Below are 19,781 nucleotides of genomic sequence, written 5' to 3'. Positions count from 1 at the left end.
TTCACCAGGTCCCTTCCGTTTTTCACCGACCCTTCAGTGGGTTCAGAAATGACCGTCAAACTGTAGGGCGGTCACATTGCCAAGCAAGATACTAATGCGCCACTACCCTGTCCATCCAACTCACGTTGATTCTTCGCTGCTGTGCACCACCACCAGCAACTGCGCCTGCACCTCGCCCACCGAGCGGATCCGGTGTGGCTTCTGTGCATTGAAGTGCAGCGCATCGCCACGCTCGAGCAGCACCTTCTCGTTCATGAAATCGACTTCCACCTGCCCTTCGTGGACGAACAGAAACTCCTCGCCCACATGCTCCTTGAAGGTCTTGTCGGTGAATTCCTTCGCCGGGTAAATGATGAACGGCAGCAGGTTGCGTTCGCTGACCTGATGCGCCAGCACCGCATACCCGGGGCTCTGATCATTGGCCGCGAGGGACTGGCGTTCGTGGCTGCGCACCAGGCTGTAGCTGTCGAGGCTGACGCTGTCCTCGGAGAACAATTCCTCGACCTTCACGTTCAGCGCTTTCGCCAGTTTCAGCGCGGCAGCGATCGACGGCGTGTTCAACCCGCGCTCGACTTTTGACAGGTAACTCTTGGTCATGCCGGATTTTTCGGCCAGCGCCTCAAGTGTCACCCCAAGTTTTTTTCTCAATAATTTCAAACGGATAGACATGCGCAGCGGTTATTCCAGCAAGGAAGCGACGATTTATGCTTGCCAATGACACTTTGTGTCATATAGCCTCTTTAGTGTCATTTGCTCTCACCCAAAGGACACACACATGGCCAAGACATTAGCACTACCCAAAGAACAACTGGTCAAGCAAGCGCTGACCCAGATGCAAAAAAGCCTGGCGGATAATACGTGGACTGACCGGCAAAAGCTGGCACTGACCTGCCGGATTCTATTCGAGAATGGCCACGACTCCGGTCTGGCCGGACAAATCACCGCCCGTGGCCCGCAGCCCGGCACCTATTACACTCAGCAACTGGGCTTGGGGTTCGATGAAATCACCGCGAGCAATCTGCTGCTGGTCAATGAAGACCTGGAAGTCCTCGAAGGGCACGGCATGGCCAACCCGGCCAACCGTTTCCACAGCTGGGTGTACCGCGCCCGGCCAGACGTGAACTGCATCATCCACACCCACCCGGCGCACATTGCCGCGCTGTCGATGCTGGAAGTGCCGCTGCAGATTTCCCACATGGACCTGTGCCCGCTGTACGACGACTGCGCGTTTCTCGAAGGCTGGCCGGGCGTGCCGGTGGGCAATGAAGAAGGTGAGCTGATTGCCGGCGCGCTGGGCGACAAGCGCGCGATTCTGCTTTCGCACCACGGCCAGTTGTCGACCGGCACCACGATCGAAGAGGCCTGTGTCATCGCCCAACTGATCGAACGCGCCGCCAGGCTGCAACTGCTGGCGATGGCGGCCGGCACCATCAAACCGATCATTCCGGCGCTGGGCCGCGAGGCCCATGACTGGGTGTCGAAACCCAAACGCCACGCCGCCGCTTTCAACTACTACGCCCGGCAGAACCTGCGCCAGCACGCCGATTGCCTGAACTGATTTCAGCTTTTTCCGGAGACTCATCATGTCCAACATTCACGGCATCATCGGCTACACCATCACCCCGTTCGGCGCCAACGGTGAAGGCCTCGACCTGCCGGCGCTCGGCCAGTCTATCAATCGCCTGATCGACAGCGGCGTCCACGCCATCGCCCCGCTGGGCAGCACCGGCGAAGGCGCCTACCTGAGCGACGCCGAGTGGGATCAGGTTGCCGAGTTCAGCATCAAACACGTGGCCAAACGGGTGCCGACAATCGTCAGCGTGTCCGACCTGACCACCGCCAAAGCCATACGCCGTGCACGCTTCGCCGAAGCCCACGGCGCCGACGTGGTGATGGTGCTGCCAGCCTCGTACTGGAAGCTCAGCGAAGCGGAAATCCTTGCGCACTACCGCGCCATCGGCGACAGCATCGGCGTGCCGATCATGCTCTACAACAACCCGGCCACCAGCGGCACCGACATGTCGGTGGAACTGATTCTGCGCATCGTCAACGAGGTGGAAAACGTAACCATGGTCAAGGAGAGCACCGGCGACATTCAGCGCATGCACAAGCTGCAACTGCTCGGCGACGCTCAGGTGCCCTTCTACAACGGTTGCAATCCGCTGGCGCTGGAAGCGTTTGCCGCTGGGGCCAAGGGCTGGTGCACCGCCGCACCGAACCTGATCCCCCAGCTCAATCTGGATTTATACGCGGCGTCGCTGGCCGGTGATCTGGAACGGGCACGCGAGTTGTTCTACCGCCAGTTGCCGCTGCTGGACTTCATCTTGAAGGGTGGTTTACCGGCGACGATCAAGGCCGGGTTGCGCGAGACAGGGCTGGAGGTTGGCGATCCGCGCTTGCCGGTGTTTGCGTTGAGCGAGGCTGGGCGAGGTCAGCTGCAAGCGATCCTCGAGACCCTGCGTTGATCTCACACACACAATTACCTGTGGGAGCTGGCTTGCCAGCGATAGCGGTGTATCAGTCAACATCAATGCTGAATGATAGGCCCTCATCGCGGGCAAGCCCGCTCCCACAGGAGCTGTGTGAAATTTGAGAGGGCATTCAGAGCACCGGCAAGGTCTTGTCCTTGACCGTTTTGCTCGGCCCGTTAGCCTTGACGCTGGCGATGCCTTTGGCGCACGCAGCGTCATTGGTGTACGACTCGCTGCTGCCAATGATCTGATGGTTGGCAGCCTTGAGGTTGAAGTACGGATGGCCATCCCTGGTGGTCTTTTTCTCGTAGCGCTCGTCCAGCGGGCTGTTGGCCTGCACCGCAGCAATGCCGTTATCGGCGGCCGCACGGGTGGTGTAGAGCTCGCTGGTGAGAATGGTTTCGGCGTTGGCGGCCTTCAGCACAAACCTGAACTGACCGTTGCTGCTTTTGCTCACTTCGTACCATCCGGACATGCTCGATTCTCCTTGGCGGTTGAGAGGTTCCGCGCTTCGAAGTAAAGACCAGCCTCAGACTTCTGTCGCCTGAAGCGGCGCCTTCGCGAGCAAGCTCGCTCCCACAAGGTTCTTCAGCGAACACAAAATTTGTGAGCACCAGAGAAAACTGTGGGGGTTTGCCCGCGATGGGGTCAACTCGGTCAGGGCTATTTCACCAGCGCCCGCACCACCGACAACTCCGGCGCACTCACCCGCCGCTGACTCAGATACCGCGTACAACTCACCCGCAGGAACGAGGCGAAATTCACCACTTCGCCGCGATAGTCCATCACCTCTTCATACAGCTTGGCGATCAGTTGATTGGTGGTCATGCCGTCAACTTCGGCGATTTCGCTGAGGATGTCCCAGAACTGGTTTTCCAGGCGCAGCGTCGTCACCACGCCGCGGATGCGCAGCGAGCGCGAGCGGGATTCGTAGAGAATCGGATCGGCCTTGACGTAGAGCTCGCACATGGACGAATCCTCGTTACAGGGTAATTTTGGTGCCAAGCAAGCCGAGGAAACCGGCCAGCCAGTTCGGATGCGCCGGCCAGGCCGGTGCAGTGGCCAGATTGCCTTGAACGTGGCCGTCCGTCACCGGGATGTCGATGTACGTACCACCGGCCAGGCGCACTTCCGGGGCACAGGCCGGATAGGCGCTGCACTCGCGCCCTTCGAGAACGCCCGCCGCCGCCAGCAGTTGCGCACCGTGGCAGACCGCCGCAATCGGCTTGCCGGCCTTGTCGAAGGCGCGCACCAGTTCGAGGACTTTTTCGTTCAGGCGCAGGTATTCCGGCGCACGTCCGCCGGGGATCAGCAGGGCGTCGTAGTCGGCTTCGGCGACCTTGGCAAAGTCGAAGTTGAGGGCGAACAGGTGACCGGGTTTCTCGCTGTAGGTCTGATCGCCTTCGAAGTCATGGATCGCGGTGCGCACAGTTTTGCCGGCGGCTTTGTCCGGGCACACGGCGTGCACGGTATGCCCGACCATTTGCAGGGCCTGGAACGGCACCATCACTTCGTAGTCTTCGACGTAATCGCCGACCAGCATCAGAATTTTTTTCGCGGCCATGGGGAGGACTCCTCTGGGAAATGCCTGGGAGTATTCAAGGTAGACCTTATCCGTTCGGGCGGGTAACAACCGGCTACTACCGAGTTGACTTCATCGCTGGCAAGCCAGCTCCCACAGGCTCTGTGTCGATCACGCATTTGTTGGCGCTCAACTCGGACACTGTGGGAGCTGGCTTGCCAGCGATGGCAAACTCGAACTGTACGCCTAAGTCTGTGCCTAGCTGTAACAGCCAGAAGTCCACGGTTTATGGCTTTATGAGGCTCGTTCCCTGCCACCCTCAATTTCGGTCTTCCTATGTCTTCGCGCGAAAACACCGGCATGGCCCTCGGCCTGCTCGGGGTTGTGATTTTCAGCCTCACCCTGCCCTTCACCCGGATCGTGGTGCAGGAACTGCATCCATTGCTCAATGGCCTGGGGCGGGCGCTATTCGCGGCAATCCCGGCAGCGTTGCTGTTGTTGTGGCGCCGGGAAAAATGGCCGACCTGGCAGCAGATCAAAGGCCTGAGCCTGGTGATCGCCGGGGTGATCCTCGGCTTCCCGGTGTTGTCGGCGTGGGCCATGCAGACCTTGCCGGCGTCCCACGGCGCACTGGTCAATGGTTTGCAGCCGCTGTGCGTGGCGCTGTATGCGGCGTGGCTGTCCCATGAACGGCCGTCGAAAGCCTTCTGGGCCTGCGCCGCGCTGGGCAGTGCGCTGGTGCTCGGTTACGCGCTGTACACCGGTGCCGGCAGCATTCAGGCCGGGGACCTGTTGATGCTCGGCGCAATTGCCGTGGGTGGCCTGGGGTATGCCGAGGGTGGGCGACTGGCGAAGGAGATGGGCGGCTGGCAGGTGATCTGCTGGGCGCTGGTGCTGTCGACGCCGCTGCTGATCGGGCCGGTGCTGTACTTGGCGCTGCAACATCATGGCGCAGTGTCGGCCAGGACCTGGTGGGCTTTTGGCTACGTCGCGCTGTTCTCGCAGTTTCTCGGGTTCTTCGCCTGGTACGCCGGGCTGGCGATGGGCGGGATTGCGCGGGTCAGTCAGATCCAGTTGCTGCAGATCTTCTTCACCATCGCGTTTTCGGCGTTGTTCTTTGGCGAACAGGTGGAGCCGATCACCTGGGTATTTGCCTGCGGGGTAATTGCGACGGTGATGCTCGGTCGCAAGACCGTCATCAAACCCCATGTGGGAGCGAGCGTGCTCGCGAAGGCCGACTGACCGTCACAATGATGTCGCGAGCAGGCTTGCTTCCACAGGATCCAGGTCAGGCCAGGTAACCGTCTGCGCGCAGCAGGGTTTCCAGGCAGTGCTCGCTGATGTTGTAGAAGTCTTTCAACGCCTGAATCTTCACCAACAACTGAGCCGGGTCCAGCGGCTCGGCGCGTTTCACCGCCAGAATCATCTTGTTCTTGTTGGTGTGTTCCAGCGAGATGAACTCGAACACCTTGGTCTCGTAACCACAGGCTTCGAGGAACAACGCGCGCAAGCTGTCAGTGACCATTTCCGCCTGCTGGCCGAGGTGCAGACCGTATTGCAGCATCGGTTTGAGCAGTGCCGGGCTCTGGATCTGCAGACGAATCTGCTTGTGGCAGCACGGCGAGCACATGATGATCGAGGCCCCCGAACGGATGCCGGTGTGGATCGCGTAATCGGTGGCGATGTCGCAGGCATGCAGGGCGATCATCACGTCCAGCTCGCTCGGCGCCACGCTGCGCACGTCACCGCACTTGAACACCAGCCCCGGGTGTTCCAGCTTCGCGGCGGCGGCGTTACACAGGTTGACCATTTCCTCGCGCAATTCGACGCCGGTGACTTCGCCTTCGGCCTTGAGCGTGTTGCGCAGGTAATCGTGGATGGCAAACGTCAGGTAACCCTTGCCCGAACCGAAGTCCGCCACCCGCACCGGTTTGTCCAGCGCCAGCGGTGACGAAGTCAGGGCGTGGCTGAACACTTCGATGAACTTGTTGATTTGCTTCCACTTGCGCGACATCGCCGGGATCAGCTCGTGTTGCGCGTTGGTCACGCCGAGGTCCTTGAGGAACGGTCGACTGAGCTCCAGAAAACGGTTTTTCTCGCGGTTGTGCTCGGCGGACGGCGCTTCACGCAATTGCTGAGGTTTGCTCTTGAACAGCGAAGACTTGCCCTTTTTGCTGTATTCGAGCTGGGCTTCGTCGGTCACGGTCAGCAAATGCGCATTTTTGAACGCGGCCGGCAGCAGCTCGGCAATCACCGCCACGCCTTCGCTCAGCGCCAGATTCTTGGTGATGTCACGGGTCTTGTAGCGATAGACGAACGACAGGTTCGGCTGGGCCTTGACCGTCACCGCTTTGATGATGATCCGCTGCAGATCCGCCTCTTCGCCCACGTACTTGGCCAGCACCAGTTTGATGAAGCCGTTCTGTTCGAGGCTGGTTTGCAGCAGTTCGATGAACTGGGCGTGGTGATCGGGCGCAGGCTTGATGGATGGGGCGGTAACAGACATGAAAAAGCGGCCTCGGACGGGCGAAATCGGGAATGGCGGGTATTTTAGGGGGGATGGGGGTTGGGGACACGCTCTTATTTGCCGAACGGTTGGTTAAAGCGGCCCTCACCCTAGCCCTCTCCCAGAGGTAGAGGGGACTGATTGGGGGATATTGACGAGATACACCGACTTGAACGATTTGCCTTGAATCCATAATCGACACGGTTTTTCAGGTCGATGTCGAGCGCAAGACACCTCGGTCGGCCCCCTCTCCCTCCGGGAGAGGGCTGGGGTGAGGGTTTGTCTCACCCCAGCACAATCAACCGATTCGGCAACTCATTCCTCACCTGCGTCACCGGCACATGCACTTTCAGCAATTCCCCACACGCTTCGATACAGGTGACAAACCCCTCCAGCGTGCGCCCTTGCCTGACCTGCTCGGTAAACGCCGCAACAATCGAGTCCCAGCTCTTGTTGTCCAGCCGCCGGGAAATGCCCTCGTCCACCAGAATCTCCACGTAACGCTCGGCCTCGCAGACAAAGATCAGCATGCCGGTGCTGCCGACGGTGTGGTGCAGGTTCTGTTCGAGAAATTGCCGCCGCGCCAGGTTCGATGCACGCCAGTGGCGCACGCGGCGCGGGATCAGGTGAGTGGTGACTTTCGGCAGGCGAAACAGCAGGCACAGGACAATGAACAGCCCCCACTGCACCAGTAACAGACTGCGCATGGTCAACCAGCCCGTCAGGTAGTGGACGATGCCTGGCACCAGCAACGCCAGCAGACTGGCCCACAGCAACGGGATGTACGCATAGTCGTCGGCGCGGGCTGCCAGCACCGTCACCAGTTCGGCGTCAGTGTCGCGTTCGACCCGGGCGATCGCCTCGGCGACTTTGCGCTGTTCGTGTTCAGTCAGTAATGCCATGTCGAAAGTGCCTGCTCATTATTCTTTTAATGTCACCAGCCGCCGGACGAACCGCCGCCGCCGAAACTGCCCCCGCCGCCGCTGAAGCCCCCGCCTCCGCCGCCGCCACCAAATCCACCGCCGCCGAAACCGCCCCCGCCACCGGAGCCGCCACGGCCGGCGGGAAGGATACCGAGCATCTGGCAGACAAACACCGTCAGGATGAACAACATCACCAGAAAAACGAACAACAGCGGATGGCGCGAGACAAAATCGTTTTGCGGGTCACCGCTCGACTCATACACCGTCGACGGCTCGTCCAGCGGATTGCCGCCGAGCACCACCAGCATCGCCGCCACGCCGTCGCTGATGCCCTTGCTGAAATTGCCGGCCTTGAACGCCGGAGTGATGACCTGGTGGATGATCACCGATGTCTGGGCGTCAGTCAGGCGATCCTCCAGCCCGTAACCGACTTCGATGCGCAGCTTGCGCTCGTCCCGGGCGACGATCAGCAGCGCGCCGTTGTTCTTGTCCTTCTGGCCGATGCCCCAGTGCCGGCCCAGTTGCACGCCGTAATCCTCGATGGTGGTGCCTTGCAGGTCCGGCACCGTGACCACCACCAGTTGCTCGCCGGTCGTCTGCTCGTGCGCCTGCAATTGCTGGCTCAGTTGCGCACGCACCGACGGCTCGATCATTTGCGCTTCGTCGACCACGCGTCCGCTCAGCGCCGGGAACGTCAACTCGGCCCGGGCGCTGACGGCGAACAGCCACAGGATCAGCACCAGGCCTATCTTCAACACACGCATGAATAACCTCGGGTCAGAACTTCACTTCCGGGGCCTTTTCCGCACCGGGGGTCGTGGCTTCGAAGGTTTCGCGAATCGGCAGATCGCTGTACATCACGCTGTGCCAGAGGCGACCGGGAAACGTGCGGATCTCGGTGTTGTACTTCTGCACCGCCAGAATGAAATCGCGCCGCGCCACGGCAATACGGTTTTCCGTGCCTTCGAGCTGCGATTGCAAGGCGAGGAAGTTCTGGTTGGCTTTCAGGTCCGGATAACGCTCGGAGACCACCATCAAGCGACTCAACGCGCCGCTCAGTTGATCCTGCGCCTGCTGGTACTGCTTGAGTTTCTCAGGATTGTCGAGGGTGCTGGCATCGACCTGGATCGACGTCGCCTTGGCCCGGGCTTCGACGACCGCTGTCAGGGTTGCCTCTTCATGCTTGGCGTAACCCTTCACGGTTTCCACCAGGTTGGGAATCAGGTCCGCGCGACGCTGATACTGGTTCTGCACCTGGCCCCAGGCGGCCTTGGCCTGTTCGTCGAGGGTTGGAATATTGTTGATGCCGCACGCAGTCAGCAGCGTTGCCAATATCAGTAACGTGACAACCTGCAAACGCGAACGGTGGATCGGACTGACATTCATCAAAATGATGCTCCCTGGCACATTTCATTTAAAAACCGAGCGCGAAACATTCTCGCCGGCTGTTGGGGCATAATCGGCCGCGCCACTGGATTGCGACGGGCCAATGGGCTAAAAAGTGCCCTGCGCGCTCACGCTGCCAACCGTCGGCTGCCGTTTTCCGGCTCTGACTTTTCGAGCCTGCACCCGAACAACAATAGTCGCTCCCTAAATTTTGGCTGGCCGGCATTGCATTGCCGTTTGGGCCCTAGAGAAAAACATTCATGAAGAAGCTGTGTTTGCTGGGTCTGTTCGTCAGCCTGGCCAGTCATCAAGTATTGGCCGCCACGACCCCGGTACCCCTGGAAAACAAGGACGCGTTCATCAGCGACCTGATGAAGCAAATGACCCTCGACGAGAAGATCGGCCAGTTACGCCTGATCAGCATCGGCCCGGAGATGCCTCGCGAGCTGATCCGCAAAGAGATCGCCGCCGGCAACATCGGCGGTACGTTCAATTCGATCACCCGCCCGGAAAACCGTCCGATGCAGGACGCGGCGATGCGCAGTCGCCTGAAGATTCCGATGTTTTTTGCGTACGACGTGATCCACGGTCACCGTACGATTTTCCCGATTCCACTGGCCCTCGCCTCGAGCTGGGACATGGACGCCATCGGCCAGTCCGGGCGCGTTGCCGCCAGGGAAGCCGCGTCCGACAGCCTCGACATCACCTTCGCGCCGATGGTCGATATATCCCGTGACCCACGTTGGGGCCGCAGCTCCGAAGGTTTCGGTGAAGACACTTACCTGACCTCGCGCATCGCCAAAGTCATGGTCAAGGCCTATCAGGGCGACACCCCGAGCGCCGCCGACAGCATCATGGCCAGCGTCAAGCACTTCGCCCTTTACGGTGCGGTCGAGGGTGGTCGCGACTACAACACCGTCGACATGAGCCCGGTGAAGATGTACCAGGACTACCTGCCACCGTACCGCGCCGCGATTGATGCCGGCGCTGGCGGCGTGATGGTGGCGCTGAACTCGATCAACGGCATCCCGGCCACGGCCAACACCTGGCTGATGAACGATCTGCTGCGCAAGGACTGGGGCTTCAAGGGCCTGGCGGTCAGCGACCACGGCGCGATCTTCGAACTGATCAAGCACGGCGTGGCACGCGACGGTCGAGAAGCGGCGAAGCTGGCGATCAAGGCCGGCATCGACATGAGCATGAACGACACCCTGTACGGCAAAGAGCTGCCGGGGCTGCTCAAGTCTGGCGACATCGAACAGAAAGACATCGACAACGCGGTGCGCGAAGTGCTCGCCGCCAAGTACGACATGGGCCTGTTCAAAGACCCGTACCTGCGCATCGGCAAGGCTGAAGATGATCCGGCCGACACCTACGCCGACAGCCGCCTGCACCGCGCCGAGGCCCGTGACGTGGCGCGCCGCAGTCTGGTGCTGCTGAAGAACCAGAACGACACCCTGCCGCTGAAGAAAGACGCGAAAGTCGCCCTGGTCGGCCCGCTGGCCAAGGCGCCGATCGACATGATGGGCAGTTGGGCTGCCGCCGGGCGCCCTGCGCAGTCGGTGACCCTGTTCGACGGCATGAGTTCGGTGATCGGCGACAAGGCGAACCTGATCTACGCCCGTGGCGCCAACATCACCAGCGACAAGAAGGTCCTGGACTACCTGAACTTCCTCAACTTCGACGCGCCGGAAGTGGTCGATGACCCGCGTCCGGCCAACGTACTGATCGACGAAGCGGTGAAAGCCGCCAAGGACGCTGACGTGATCGTCGCAGCGGTGGGCGAGTCCCGTGGCATGTCCCACGAATCCTCGAGCCGTACCGACCTGAACATCCCGGAGAACCAGCGCGAGCTGATCCGCGCACTGAAAGCCACCGGCAAGCCGCTGGTGCTGGTATTGATGAACGGCCGGCCGCTGACCATCCTCGAAGAGAACCAGTCGGCTGACGCGATTCTGGAAACCTGGTTCAGTGGCACCGAGGGCGGCAACGCCATCGCTGACGTGCTGTTCGGCGACTACAACCCGTCGGGCAAACTGCCGGTGACCTTCCCGCGCTCCGTGGGCCAGATTCCGACCTATTACAACCACCTGAGCATTGGCCGGCCATTCACACCGGGCAAACCGGGCAACTACACCTCGCAGTATTTCGATGACACCACTGGTCCGCTGTTCCCGTTCGGTTATGGCCTGAGCTACACCAGCTTCGCCCTGAGCGACATGGCGCTGTCGTCGACAACGCTGAACGCCACCGGCAAGCTCGACGCCAGCGTCACGCTGAAGAACACCGGCAAACGTGACGGCGAAACCGTGGTGCAGCTGTACATTCAGGACGTCACCGGCTCGATGATCCGCCCGGTGAAAGAACTGAAGAACTTCCAGAAAATCATGCTCAAGGCCGGCGAACAGAAAGTCGTGCACTTCACCATCACCGAGGATGACCTGAAGTTCTACAACGCCCAGCTCAAATACGCGGCCGAGCCTGGCAAGTTCAACGTGCAGATCGGCCTGGATTCCCAGGAAGTGACGCAGCAGAGCTTCGAATTGCTGTAAGAACTGAAGCTACACAAAAAACCTGTGGGAGCTGGCTTGCCAGCTCCCACAGTGTTTTGGGGTGTTGCAACTAGCCGCGTCTATCGAGGATATTGACCACCACCCGATCCACCCATCCCCACACCCGCTGCTTCACCCGCCGCCACAACGGTCGGCGCTGCCATTCTTCCAGACTCACCTGCTGGCTCAGCCCGAAGTCCTTCACGAAACTCGCCTGCACTGCTGCCGTCAACGCCGGATCCAGCGCTTCCAGGTTCGCCTCCAGATTGAAGCGTAAATTCCAGTGATCGAAGTTGCATGAGCCGATGCTCACCCAATCGTCCACCAGCACCATTTTCAAATGCAGAAAGCACGGCTGGTATTCGAAGATCTGCACCCCGGCCTTGAGCAGTCGCGGGTAGTAACGATGCCCGGCGTAGCGCACAGAGGGGTGATCGGTGCGCGGGCCGGTCAGCAGCAGGCGCACATCGACGCCACGCGCGGCCGCTTTGCGCAGGGAGCGGCGAATTTTCCAGGTGGGCAGGAAGTACGGCGTGGCCATCCAGATGCGTTGCTGTCCGCTGTTCAAGGCGCGGAACAGTGATTGCAGAATGTCGCGATGCTGGCGGGCGTCGGCATACGCAACGCGGCCCATGCCCTCGCCCTTGTCCGGCACTCGTGGCAAACGCGGCAGACCGAAATGCGCGGCCGGTCTCCAGGCGCGGCGATAGCGGTTGGCGATCCATTGGCGGTCGAACAGTAATTGCCAGTCAATCACCAGCGGGCCGCTGATTTCCACCATCACCTCATGCCATTCACTGGTGGCGTGGCCCGGCGTCCAGAATTCATCGGTGACACCGGTCCCCCCCACCACTGCCAGACGCTGATCGACCAGCAACAGCTTGCGATGATCGCGGTAGAAATTGCCGACCCAGCGCCGCCAGTTCAGGCGATTATAGAAACGCAGCTCGACGCCGGCCTGGATCAGGCGCTGACGCAGATGCAGGGTAAACGCAAGGCTGCCGTAATCATCGAACAGGCACCGCACGCGCACCCCGCGCTCGGCCGCCAGCACCAGGGCTTGCACGATGGTTTCGGCACAGGCACCAGCCTCGACCAGATACAACTCAAGCTCGATCTGCTCCTGAGCGCCGGCAATCTGCTCGAGCATGCGCGGGAAAAATTGCGGGCCGTCGATCAACAACTCGAACCGGTTGCCGTCACGCCACGGAAACACCCCGCCGCGCATGTCAGCGCGCCGTGAAGATCAGCACCGCACCCACCGGCACCGACAGACTGATGGCCGACAGGTCGGCCAGTTTGCGCAAGGACTCCAGCCCCGGCGCCAGATCGAAATCCTCGGCGTTGATCACCAAGGGCTCCAGCGTGACCACTTGAAACCGGCGGTCATCGAGACGCGTTGCCAGCAGTTCGGCGGGATATTCGTGTTGTTTGCCGTGCAGGTTGACGGTTAGCGGCAAGCGCAACTCCAGCTGCGCGCCGGGGGCCAGATCGTTGATCGGCCGCAGGTCGATCTGGGTGGTGATGGTCGCTTCGGGGAATTGCTCGATCTGGAACAACTCTTTGCGCATGCGTTCATCACGCAGCGGGACGCCGCTGTTGATCGAGTCCAGCTCGACTTCGACTTCGGCGCGGCCATCCGGATCGACCTTGCCGTGCAACACCAGAAAGCGCTGCACTTCGGAGACGCTGGCGTTTTTCGTGCTGACGAACGAGAGCCGCGACGACTCGCCATCCAGGTACCAATTGGCCTGCGCCGGCAACGCGGCGGCGGCCAGCAACAGGCTGGACACGGTTGCAATGAGGGGGCGGTTGAACATTGAAGACTCGTGGGGGCAATAAACCTGCACGAACCTTAACCGCCCACGCAGTTATTGCAAACTGATCGCAGCAAATCTAACGATTGGTGAAAATCCCTGTGGGAGCTGGCTTGCCAGCGATAGCGCCAGGGCAGGCTATATCTCTGTTGACTGAAACACCGTCATCGCTGGCAAGCCAGCTCCCACAGGGTTATCTACTGCCTGGCGGATCGAGGGTTTCAGGGATCGAGGCGACAGCCCTGGCGCTCGCCCTGCCAGCGGGCGCTGTTGCTGCGACCCAGGCCGCTGACAGTGATGGTTTTGCTGGCGGCGTCATCGCTAAAGTGGCCGGTCGGCAGCCACTGTTTCACATAGCCATGGCAATACCCGACGTCGTTGCTCATCACATAACGGCACGAACAATATTCCTTGGCGGTGTAGGCGCTGATGATGTCCGGGAACGCCCATAGATTTTCACGCTCGTAGCCGATCCACCCAAGCAACGCGATCAGCAGCACCAGCAACAAGCGCTTCATGGCTGCACCGCCTTCAACACGCGTTTGAGCAATTCGTTGTGGCGGTAACTGCCATCACGATCATCGCCATAGCGCACGATCACCAGTTTTTCACTGGGAATCACGTACAGCGCCTGTCCCCAGTGGCCGAGGGCGGCGAAGGTGTCGGGAGGGGCGTCGGGCCACGGCGAGGCGGCGCCATCGGCCGGGCGATTGAGCCACCATTGGCCCCCGGGAACGGCTTCGTCCTGATGGGCCTTGTAACCGCTGAAGGGTTGACGGTTGAAGGCCAGCCAATCCTTGGGCAGCAATTGCCGATCCTTCCAGCGTCCATCGCGGGCCATCAACAGACCGACCCGCGCCAGATCCCGCGCCGTCAGATAAGCGTAGGACGACGCGACAAACGTGCCGGCGGCATCGGTTTCCCACACGGCGTGGCGGATGTCCAGGGGTTCGAACAACGCCGTCCACGGGTAGTCCGGATAACGTTGCGCGCCGACGATGTTTTTCAAGGCGGCGGCGAGCAGGTTGCTGTCGCCGCTGGAGTAACGGAACGCCTGCCCCGGTTCGGCATAGGCTGCGTGATCGGCGCTGAACGCCGCCATGTCTTGATGACCACGGGTGTAGAGCATCGCCACCACCGAGGATTTCAGCGGTGCGTACTCGTAGTCTTCCTGCCAGTCGATGCCTGAGGCCCAGTGCAGCAGGTCGGCGATTTTGATCGTCGGGTGTTTTTCCAGCGGTGGGTAAAACTGCACGGCCGGGTTTTCGAGTTTGAACAGGCCTTCGCCGTACGCCACGCCGAGGACGGTGGCCATCAGGCTTTTGCTGATCGACCAGGTCAGGTGCGGAGTTTGTTCGGTGGTCGGGCCGGCGTAGCGTTCGTAGATGATCTGGCCATCGCGGACGATCAACAAGGCATCGGTGCGGACGCCCTGGCGGGTGCTGTCATCGCGGGACGGGAAGGCGTAACGCTCCAAGGCCTCGACAGCCGGGCCGGTGATCTTCGGGCCGATTGGCCATTGTTCGCCGGGCCATGGTTCGGCTTGAACGGTGAAGCAGATCAGCAGCAGAAACAGCGACAGGCCTTTGCACATGACGAGGGCTCTTGGGGATAACCTGCTGAGACTAGTCGGGGCTCATGACAAATTTGAGATTTTGCTGTCCATGAGATCGCCATCGCTGGCAAGCCAGCGATGGGGCCAGTCAGGACACCGCCAAAGCCTTGGCCAAGCGCTTGGCCCGAGCCCCCGCCGCCAATTGCATCACCCCCTGATCGCGCTGCCACATCTGCGCCCACTCCGGATTGCCCTCGGCCAACGCCTGATCGATCTCGGGTTTGAGCGCATCAAACTGCGCAAACAACCCGCCCAGCAACACATGCCCGGCGGGATTGTTCGGCGGCTGCCGACTCGCTTCGGCACACCCGGCCAACAGCGCCAGCAAGCGCAATTGCAGGGTCTGCGGCCAGTCGCTGTCCTGGCCGACGCCGTACAGCCACGCGGTCATCGCGCTCAGGACATAGACATCTTCAAGGGTACGAAACGGTTTGACGTAAGCATCCCAGCCATCACCCGCGAGCAACTCGCACAACGCACCATTCAGCTGCAAACGGCCATGACTGATGTCGGGCATCAACGGTAGCGCCGGCAGTTTTTCCACGCTCACGCCGGGTTCACCGGGATAGACCACGGCCAGACTCAGACGCGGCGTTTCACCGGGTTCCTCACTGCGTGCCGCGATCAACAACCAGTCGGCAGCATCGCCGGCAGTGACGAAATCCTTGCGCCCGCTCAGGCGCAAATCCGTCAGCCGGGTCTGCATGTCTGCCGGGCGCAGGCTGCGCTGTTCGGTCGCACACAATGCACCGAGGCTCAGTGGCGCGCTCGGCCACAACATCCTCAGCGCCGCCTGATAACCGACCAGAAACGCCAGCCCCGGCGTCGCCATCCGCCGTGCGCCGGCCACCGCCAATTCAAACGGTGTGACGTTGCCCAGTTGATGCAACAACGTCGCAAAACCCTCCGCAAGGTCAGGGGCGGCGGGCAATCGTTCACGGTTTTGCAGCAGAGCGGGCCAGGGCATAAGAGGCTCCTTGTGGGCTGTCATATAAGCATCACCGAACGTTCATGGCGATGACACCGGGGCTACATAGCCTGACTTTGCACAACACGGCTGCATAAAGAAAGTCGATCGGCTGCAACCCACGACGGGTTAAAGGCCCGTACGGAGATTCACAATGACTCAAATCGCCCGCATCAGCGACACCGGCAATGAACGCCGCCTGCAAGCCGAACGCCTGATCGGCGCCGAGGCTCTGCAGCAAGCCCAGGCCCTGCGCTTCAACGTCTTCAGCGGCGAGTTCAACGCCAAACTGAAAGGCGCGGAACTGGGTCTGGACATGGATGACTATGATGTTCACTGCAGCCACATCGGTGTGCGTGACTTGAACACCGGCCGTTTGGTCGCGACCACCCGCCTGCTCGATCACACCGCCGCCAGCAGCCTGGGCAAGTTCTACAGCGAAGAAGAATTCAGCCTGCATGGCCTGGCGCATCTGCAAGGCCCGATTCTGGAAATCGGCCGCACCTGCGTCGACCCGGCCTACCGCAACGGCGGCACCATCGCCGTGCTCTGGGGTGAACTGGCGGAAGTGTTGAATCAGGGCGGTTACAGCTACTTGATGGGTTGCGCGAGCATTCCGATGCAGGACGGCGGTATCCAGGCCCACGCGATCATGCAGCGCCTGCGCGAACGTTATCTGTGCACCGAAAACCTGCGCGCCGAGCCGAAGAACCCGCTGCCGACGCTGGACATCCCGTCCAACGTGATCGCCGAAATGCCGCCCCTGCTCAAGGCTTATATGCGTCTGGGCGCGAAGATCTGCGGCGAGCCGTGCTGGGACGAAGACTTCCAGGTTGCCGACGTGTTTATCCTGCTCAAGCGCGACGAACTCTGCCCGCGCTACGCCAAGCACTTCAAGGCGGCGGTGTGATGAGCCGGTTGCGGGTGTACGCGCGAATCGCGCGAGTGTTGCTGGTGGTGGCTCTGGGCTTGACCATGGCCAGTGTCTTTGGCGTGTTCGAACGGATTGGCCTGGCGCATTCAATGGAGCGTCGCCAGCGCTGGTCGCGCTTTTTCATGGCGCGTCTGAGCAATGCCCTGCCCTTTCGCGTGACCGTGCACGGCGAGCTGCCAAAGCAGCCGATGCTGTGGGTCAGCAACCATGTGTCGTGGACCGACATTCCCTTGCTGGGCATGCTGACGCCGCTGTCGTTTCTGTCCAAGGCCGAAGTGCGCACCTGGCCGGTGGCCGGCTGGCTGGCGGCCAAGGCCGGCAGTCTGTTCATCCGTCGCGGTTCGGGCGACAGCCAGTTGATCCGCAAGCAGATGACCCGTCACCTGCAAACCGATCATGCGCTGCTGATGTTCCCGGAAGGCACCACCACCGACGGCCGCTCGCTGCGGACCTTCCATGGGCGCCTGTTGTCGGCGGCGATTGATTCGCAAGTGATGCTGCAACCGGTGGCGATCCGTTATCTGCGCGATGGCGAAATCGACGCGCTGGCGCCGTTCATTGGTGACGACGATTTGCTCTCGCATCTGATGCGCCTGTTCAGCCACGATTGCGGTGACGTAGAAGTGCACCTGCTCAAGCCGATTGCCTGCCAGGGTCGTGAGCGTGCGGCATTGGCGTTTGAAGCGCAGCAGGCGGTGCAGAAGGCGTTGTTTGGTGAGGTGGCGAAACCTGCTGAACCACGTCGTGCCGGCGAGCTGATCGCCGCCTGAAGCACATTTCCCGAAATCGACAAATGACCCTGTGGGAGCGGGCTTGCCCGCTCCCACAGGGATCCAGGTTTATTGGTCGAAGCGTGCGAAGTCCTGAAGTTGCGGGTAGAACAACCGGAAGTCTTCGCTCAATGGCTCATACAACCGCCGCAATTCCTGCATCGCCCCCGCCAGTTCTTCCGGCCGAGTCAACCGCCGCGAGATCCCGCGCAATACCTGCTCCAGCACTTCAAACTCCTGATACGAGCCCAGCCAGTCATTGGCGACCATGTGCGGGGCAATCTTCGCCAGTCGCTCGGGCAATTGCGGTTCACGGGACAGCACCCGGTACACATCTGCGGTGAAGTGCTCCAGCGGCTGATCGGCATACAGCGTCCAGTCCCGCGCCAGGCAATGATCAAAAAACACATCGAGGACGATCCCGGCATAACGCCGGCGGGTCTGGGTAAAGCGCCCGAGGGCGGTGTCCACCAACGGATGACGATCGGTAAATACGTCAATCCGTCGATGCAGTTGAATGGCCGCCTCGACCTCCGGAGCGAACTGCCCTTGCAGCCGGCCTTTGACGAAGTCGCCATAGAGACTGCCGAGTAATTGGCCGGGACGCTGGCCACCGAGGTGCAAATGTGCGAGATAGTTCATGGGCGCAGCTTAGCACTGCGTCCTGCAATCAACACCCCATGTATCGTTATAACCCGATATACCGATTTATGCTGAGTTCAGATCAAAATCATATTGGTGTATCGCGAACTAACGATTTAAAGTTCGCCTCATCGCGATATAGCGTTGTACACACACGAGCACCCTGCCATGAACCTTGACCTCGACGAAATAATAAAAGCCCTGGCGCACCCAGTACGGCGAGACATCCTCAACTGGCTGAAAGACCCGAAAGGCGAGTTCCCGGAACAGTTGCACAACCACGAGTACGGCATCTGCGCCGGGCAGATCGATCAGCGCTGCGGCCTGTCGCAATCGACTGTCTCGGCACACCTGGCAACGTTGCAACGCGCCGGTCTGATCAGCAGCCAGAAGGCCGGTCAATGGCACTTTTTCAAACGTAACGAGGACGTGATCCAGGCGTTCCTCAGCACCCTCAGTAAAGAGCTCTGACCCTTAACGTCAGCCAGCCGACAAGGAAACCTGCATGCCCCTCTCGCTACTCATACTCGCCTTGAGCGCCTTCGCCATCGGCACCACCGAGTTCGTCATCATGGGCCTGCTGCCCGATGTGGCGGCCGACCTCGGTGTGTCGATCCCCGGCGCCGGCTGGCTGGTGACCGGCTACGCCCTCGGCGTGGCCATCGGTGCACCGTTCATGGCCCTGGCCACGGCAAAACTGCCACGCAAGGCTGCACTGGTCGCGTTGATGGGCATCTTTATTGTCGGCAACCTGCTCTGCGCCATCGCCAGTGACTACAACGTACTGATGTTTGCCCGCGTGATCACTGCGCTGTGCCACGGTGCCTTCTTCGGTATCGGTTCGGTGGTGGCGGCCAATCTGGTGCCGGCGAACAAACGCGCTTCGGCCGTGGCCCTGATGTTCACCGGCCTGACCCTGGCCAACGTCCTCGGCGTGCCGCTGGGCACCGCACTGGGTCAGGAAGCCGGCTGGCGTTCGACCTTCTGGGCCGTGACCGTCATCGGTGTGATCGCACTGATCGGCCTGATCCGCTTCCTGCCGGCCAAGCGTGACGAGGAAAAACTCGACATGCGCGCCGAACTCGCCGCCCTCAAAGGCGCCGGTATCTGGCTGTCGCTGAGCATGACCGCGCTGTTCGCCGCCTCGGTGTTCACCCTGTTCACTTACGTGGCGCCGCTGCTCGGCGAAGTCACCGGCGTGTCGCCCCGTGGCGTGACCTGGACGCTGATGCTGATCGGCCTGGGCCTGACGGTCGGCAACATCATCGGCGGCAAGCTGGCCGACAAAGGCATGGCCGCCACGCTGATCGGCGTATTCATCGCCATGGCCGTGGTCTCCACCGTGCTGACCTGGACCAGCGTCGCGCTGATCCCGACAGAAATCACCCTGTTCCTCTGGGCCACCGCCTGTTTCGCCGCCGTGCCGGCACTGCAAGTCAACGTGGTGACCTTCGGCAAAGCGGCACCGAACCTGGTTTCGACCCTGAACATCGGCGCGTTCAACGTCGGCAATGCCCTTGGCGCCTGGGTCGGCGGCACCGTCATCGCGCACGGCTACGGCCTGACCAGCGTGCCGCTCGCAGCCGCCGCGCTGGCAGTGCTCGCCCTGCTGGTGACCCTGATTACTTTCCGTCAGAACGGCAACGCCGATCTGGCCCCGGCAACCAACTGATTAA

At 61.1% G+C, this 19,781-nt stretch carries 22 protein-coding genes; 8 read left to right on the top strand and 14 right to left on the bottom strand.

Features of this window, described 5'->3' with window-relative positions; genetic code table 11:
- Window positions 1–120 precede the first annotated feature (120 nt).
- Window positions 121–669 (bottom strand): helix-turn-helix domain-containing protein, encoded by a 549-nt coding sequence (locus PseuLF5_RS08575; RefSeq protein WP_222833502.1) that lies wholly within the window; start codon window positions 667–669, stop codon window positions 121–123.
- 106 nt (window positions 670–775) lie between these two features.
- Between PseuLF5_RS08575 and PseuLF5_RS08570 the strand changes: the two genes are divergently transcribed.
- Entirely contained in the window at window positions 776–1,558 is a 783-nt protein-coding gene (locus PseuLF5_RS08570; protein ID WP_128615973.1) for an aldolase, read from the top strand.
- Window positions 1,559–1,580: 22 nt separating this feature from the next.
- The gene (locus PseuLF5_RS08565) at window positions 1,581–2,465 is read left to right on the top strand and encodes a dihydrodipicolinate synthase family protein (RefSeq protein ID WP_340133601.1); all 885 of its coding nucleotides are present in this window, start codon (window positions 1,581–1,583) and stop codon (window positions 2,463–2,465) included.
- Window positions 2,466–2,601: 136 nt separating this feature from the next.
- Here the strand turns inward: PseuLF5_RS08565 and PseuLF5_RS08560 are convergent, their stop codons facing one another.
- The 3 genes from PseuLF5_RS08560 to PseuLF5_RS08550 all read right to left on the bottom strand — a co-directional run bounded on the left by PseuLF5_RS08560 (window position 2,602) and on the right by PseuLF5_RS08550 (window position 4,035).
- The gene (locus PseuLF5_RS08560) at window positions 2,602–2,946 is read right to left on the bottom strand and encodes a YegP family protein (protein WP_123465384.1); all 345 of its coding nucleotides are present in this window, start codon (window positions 2,944–2,946) and stop codon (window positions 2,602–2,604) included.
- Window positions 2,947–3,134: 188 nt separating this feature from the next.
- A complete protein-coding gene (locus PseuLF5_RS08555; protein ID WP_186744530.1) occupies window positions 3,135–3,440 on the bottom strand; it encodes a ribbon-helix-helix domain-containing protein in 306 nt (101 codons plus the stop codon).
- 13 nt (window positions 3,441–3,453) lie between these two features.
- Entirely contained in the window at window positions 3,454–4,035 is a 582-nt protein-coding gene (locus PseuLF5_RS08550) for a DJ-1/PfpI family protein (protein ID WP_123465380.1), read from the bottom strand.
- 294 nt (window positions 4,036–4,329) lie between these two features.
- Here PseuLF5_RS08550 and PseuLF5_RS08545 point away from each other — a divergent pair, with 294 nt between their 5' ends.
- Window positions 4,330–5,235, top strand: coding sequence for a DMT family transporter (locus tag PseuLF5_RS08545; protein ID WP_340133354.1), 906 nt, complete (start codon window positions 4,330–4,332; stop codon window positions 5,233–5,235).
- Window positions 5,236–5,281: 46 nt separating this feature from the next.
- Here the strand turns inward: PseuLF5_RS08545 and PseuLF5_RS08540 are convergent, their stop codons facing one another.
- From PseuLF5_RS08540 to PseuLF5_RS08525, 4 genes are all read right to left on the bottom strand, one after another.
- Complete coding sequence (locus tag PseuLF5_RS08540; protein WP_222833505.1) at window positions 5,282–6,499, bottom strand: class I SAM-dependent methyltransferase; 1,218 nt, start codon at window positions 6,497–6,499, stop codon at window positions 5,282–5,284.
- Window positions 6,500–6,783: 284 nt separating this feature from the next.
- A complete protein-coding gene (locus PseuLF5_RS08535; protein WP_340133353.1) occupies window positions 6,784–7,401 on the bottom strand; it encodes a TPM domain-containing protein in 618 nt (205 codons plus the stop codon).
- A 32-nt stretch (window positions 7,402–7,433) separates the two neighbouring features.
- Window positions 7,434–8,186, bottom strand: a complete 753-nt coding sequence (locus PseuLF5_RS08530) for a TPM domain-containing protein (protein WP_186744521.1) — start codon at window positions 8,184–8,186, stop codon at window positions 7,434–7,436.
- 13 nt (window positions 8,187–8,199) lie between these two features.
- Complete coding sequence (locus PseuLF5_RS08525; protein WP_123465370.1) at window positions 8,200–8,808, bottom strand: LemA family protein; 609 nt, start codon at window positions 8,806–8,808, stop codon at window positions 8,200–8,202.
- A 260-nt stretch (window positions 8,809–9,068) separates the two neighbouring features.
- Here PseuLF5_RS08525 and bglX point away from each other — a divergent pair, with 260 nt between their 5' ends.
- Complete coding sequence (gene bglX / locus PseuLF5_RS08520; RefSeq protein ID WP_340133352.1) at window positions 9,069–11,360, top strand: beta-glucosidase BglX; 2,292 nt, start codon at window positions 9,069–9,071, stop codon at window positions 11,358–11,360.
- 70 nt (window positions 11,361–11,430) lie between these two features.
- Here the strand turns inward: bglX and PseuLF5_RS08515 are convergent, their stop codons facing one another.
- From PseuLF5_RS08515 to PseuLF5_RS08495, 5 genes are all read right to left on the bottom strand, one after another.
- A complete protein-coding gene (locus tag PseuLF5_RS08515) occupies window positions 11,431–12,588 on the bottom strand; it encodes a phospholipase D-like domain-containing protein (RefSeq protein WP_123465366.1) in 1,158 nt (385 codons plus the stop codon).
- 1 nt (window position 12,589) lies between these two features.
- Window positions 12,590–13,180 carry a YceI family protein gene (locus PseuLF5_RS08510; protein ID WP_123465364.1) on the bottom strand — a complete coding sequence of 197 codons (591 nt, stop codon included), beginning with the start codon at window positions 13,178–13,180 and terminating at the stop codon, window positions 12,590–12,592.
- Window positions 13,181–13,398: 218 nt separating this feature from the next.
- On the bottom strand, window positions 13,399–13,695 hold the full coding sequence (locus tag PseuLF5_RS08505) for an amidase (protein ID WP_340133351.1): 297 nt from the start codon (window positions 13,693–13,695) through the stop codon (window positions 13,399–13,401).
- Window positions 13,692–14,771, bottom strand: coding sequence for a serine hydrolase domain-containing protein (locus tag PseuLF5_RS08500; protein ID WP_340133350.1), 1,080 nt, complete (start codon window positions 14,769–14,771; stop codon window positions 13,692–13,694). Before PseuLF5_RS08500 ends, PseuLF5_RS08505 begins: the two co-directional genes overlap by 4 nt.
- 109 nt (window positions 14,772–14,880) lie before the next feature.
- Window positions 14,881–15,759, bottom strand: coding sequence for an acyl-CoA dehydrogenase family protein (locus tag PseuLF5_RS08495; protein WP_340133349.1), 879 nt, complete (start codon window positions 15,757–15,759; stop codon window positions 14,881–14,883).
- Window positions 15,760–15,913: 154 nt separating this feature from the next.
- Here PseuLF5_RS08495 and olsB point away from each other — a divergent pair, with 154 nt between their 5' ends.
- Both olsB and PseuLF5_RS08485 read left to right on the top strand, forming a co-directional pair.
- A complete protein-coding gene (olsB, locus tag PseuLF5_RS08490) occupies window positions 15,914–16,669 on the top strand; it encodes an L-ornithine N(alpha)-acyltransferase (protein ID WP_016982801.1) in 756 nt (251 codons plus the stop codon).
- A complete protein-coding gene (locus tag PseuLF5_RS08485; protein WP_123465356.1) occupies window positions 16,669–17,463 on the top strand; it encodes a lysophospholipid acyltransferase family protein in 795 nt (264 codons plus the stop codon). Before olsB ends, PseuLF5_RS08485 begins: the two co-directional genes overlap by 1 nt.
- Window positions 17,464–17,532: 69 nt before the next feature.
- Here PseuLF5_RS08485 and PseuLF5_RS08480 read toward each other — a convergent pair whose 3' ends face one another.
- The gene (locus PseuLF5_RS08480) at window positions 17,533–18,105 is read right to left on the bottom strand and encodes an acyl carrier protein phosphodiesterase (RefSeq protein ID WP_123465354.1); all 573 of its coding nucleotides are present in this window, start codon (window positions 18,103–18,105) and stop codon (window positions 17,533–17,535) included.
- A gap of 168 nt (window positions 18,106–18,273) precedes the next feature.
- On the opposite strand from PseuLF5_RS08480, the gene PseuLF5_RS08475 reads away from it, so the two are divergent.
- Complete coding sequence (locus PseuLF5_RS08475; protein ID WP_016771327.1) at window positions 18,274–18,576, top strand: ArsR/SmtB family transcription factor; 303 nt, start codon at window positions 18,274–18,276, stop codon at window positions 18,574–18,576.
- Window positions 18,577–18,610: 34 nt separating this feature from the next.
- Window positions 18,611–19,777, top strand: a complete 1,167-nt coding sequence (locus PseuLF5_RS08470; protein WP_123465352.1) for an MFS transporter — start codon at window positions 18,611–18,613, stop codon at window positions 19,775–19,777.
- Window positions 19,778–19,781: the final 4 nt, after the last annotated feature.

It is taken from the genome of Pseudomonas sp. LF-5, assembly GCF_037626295.1.
Classification (GTDB): Bacteria; Pseudomonadota; Gammaproteobacteria; order Pseudomonadales; family Pseudomonadaceae; genus Aquipseudomonas; species Aquipseudomonas monsensis.
The sequence above is the reverse complement of the archived record's forward strand: the minus strand, read 5'-3'. Positions and strand labels throughout refer to the sequence as shown.

Bases quoted from the DNA above. Each gene is read 5' to 3' on its own strand.
- PseuLF5_RS08540 (WP_222833505.1), bottom strand. From the start codon at position 6,499: ATGTCTGTTACCGCCCCATCCATCAAGCCTGCGCCCGATCACCACGCC.
- PseuLF5_RS08475 (WP_016771327.1), top strand. From the start codon at position 18,274: ATGAACCTTGACCTCGACGAAATAATAAAAGCCCTGGCGCACCCAGTA.
- bglX (WP_340133352.1), top strand. From the start codon at position 9,069: ATGAAGAAGCTGTGTTTGCTGGGTCTGTTCGTCAGCCTGGCCAGTCAT.
- PseuLF5_RS08470 (WP_123465352.1), top strand. From the start codon at position 18,611: ATGCCCCTCTCGCTACTCATACTCGCCTTGAGCGCCTTCGCCATCGGC.
- PseuLF5_RS08575 (WP_222833502.1), bottom strand. From the start codon at position 669: ATGTCTATCCGTTTGAAATTATTGAGAAAAAAACTTGGGGTGACACTT.
- PseuLF5_RS08550 (WP_123465380.1), bottom strand. From the start codon at position 4,035: ATGGCCGCGAAAAAAATTCTGATGCTGGTCGGCGATTACGTCGAAGAC.
- PseuLF5_RS08505 (WP_340133351.1), bottom strand. From the start codon at position 13,695: ATGAAGCGCTTGTTGCTGGTGCTGCTGATCGCGTTGCTTGGGTGGATC.
- PseuLF5_RS08530 (WP_186744521.1), bottom strand. From the start codon at position 8,186: ATGCGTGTGTTGAAGATAGGCCTGGTGCTGATCCTGTGGCTGTTCGCC.
- PseuLF5_RS08500 (WP_340133350.1), bottom strand. From the start codon at position 14,771: ATGTGCAAAGGCCTGTCGCTGTTTCTGCTGCTGATCTGCTTCACCGTT.
- PseuLF5_RS08560 (WP_123465384.1), bottom strand. From the start codon at position 2,946: ATGTCCGGATGGTACGAAGTGAGCAAAAGCAGCAACGGTCAGTTCAGG.
- PseuLF5_RS08545 (WP_340133354.1), top strand. From the start codon at position 4,330: ATGTCTTCGCGCGAAAACACCGGCATGGCCCTCGGCCTGCTCGGGGTT.
- PseuLF5_RS08495 (WP_340133349.1), bottom strand. From the start codon at position 15,759: ATGCCCTGGCCCGCTCTGCTGCAAAACCGTGAACGATTGCCCGCCGCC.
- PseuLF5_RS08480 (WP_123465354.1), bottom strand. From the start codon at position 18,105: ATGAACTATCTCGCACATTTGCACCTCGGTGGCCAGCGTCCCGGCCAA.
- PseuLF5_RS08535 (WP_340133353.1), bottom strand. From the start codon at position 7,401: ATGGCATTACTGACTGAACACGAACAGCGCAAAGTCGCCGAGGCGATC.
- PseuLF5_RS08510 (WP_123465364.1), bottom strand. From the start codon at position 13,180: ATGTTCAACCGCCCCCTCATTGCAACCGTGTCCAGCCTGTTGCTGGCC.
- PseuLF5_RS08570 (WP_128615973.1), top strand. From the start codon at position 776: ATGGCCAAGACATTAGCACTACCCAAAGAACAACTGGTCAAGCAAGCG.
- PseuLF5_RS08515 (WP_123465366.1), bottom strand. From the start codon at position 12,588: ATGCGCGGCGGGGTGTTTCCGTGGCGTGACGGCAACCGGTTCGAGTTG.
- PseuLF5_RS08555 (WP_186744530.1), bottom strand. From the start codon at position 3,440: ATGTGCGAGCTCTACGTCAAGGCCGATCCGATTCTCTACGAATCCCGC.
- PseuLF5_RS08525 (WP_123465370.1), bottom strand. From the start codon at position 8,808: ATGAATGTCAGTCCGATCCACCGTTCGCGTTTGCAGGTTGTCACGTTA.
- olsB (WP_016982801.1), top strand. From the start codon at position 15,914: ATGACTCAAATCGCCCGCATCAGCGACACCGGCAATGAACGCCGCCTG.
- PseuLF5_RS08485 (WP_123465356.1), top strand. From the start codon at position 16,669: ATGAGCCGGTTGCGGGTGTACGCGCGAATCGCGCGAGTGTTGCTGGTG.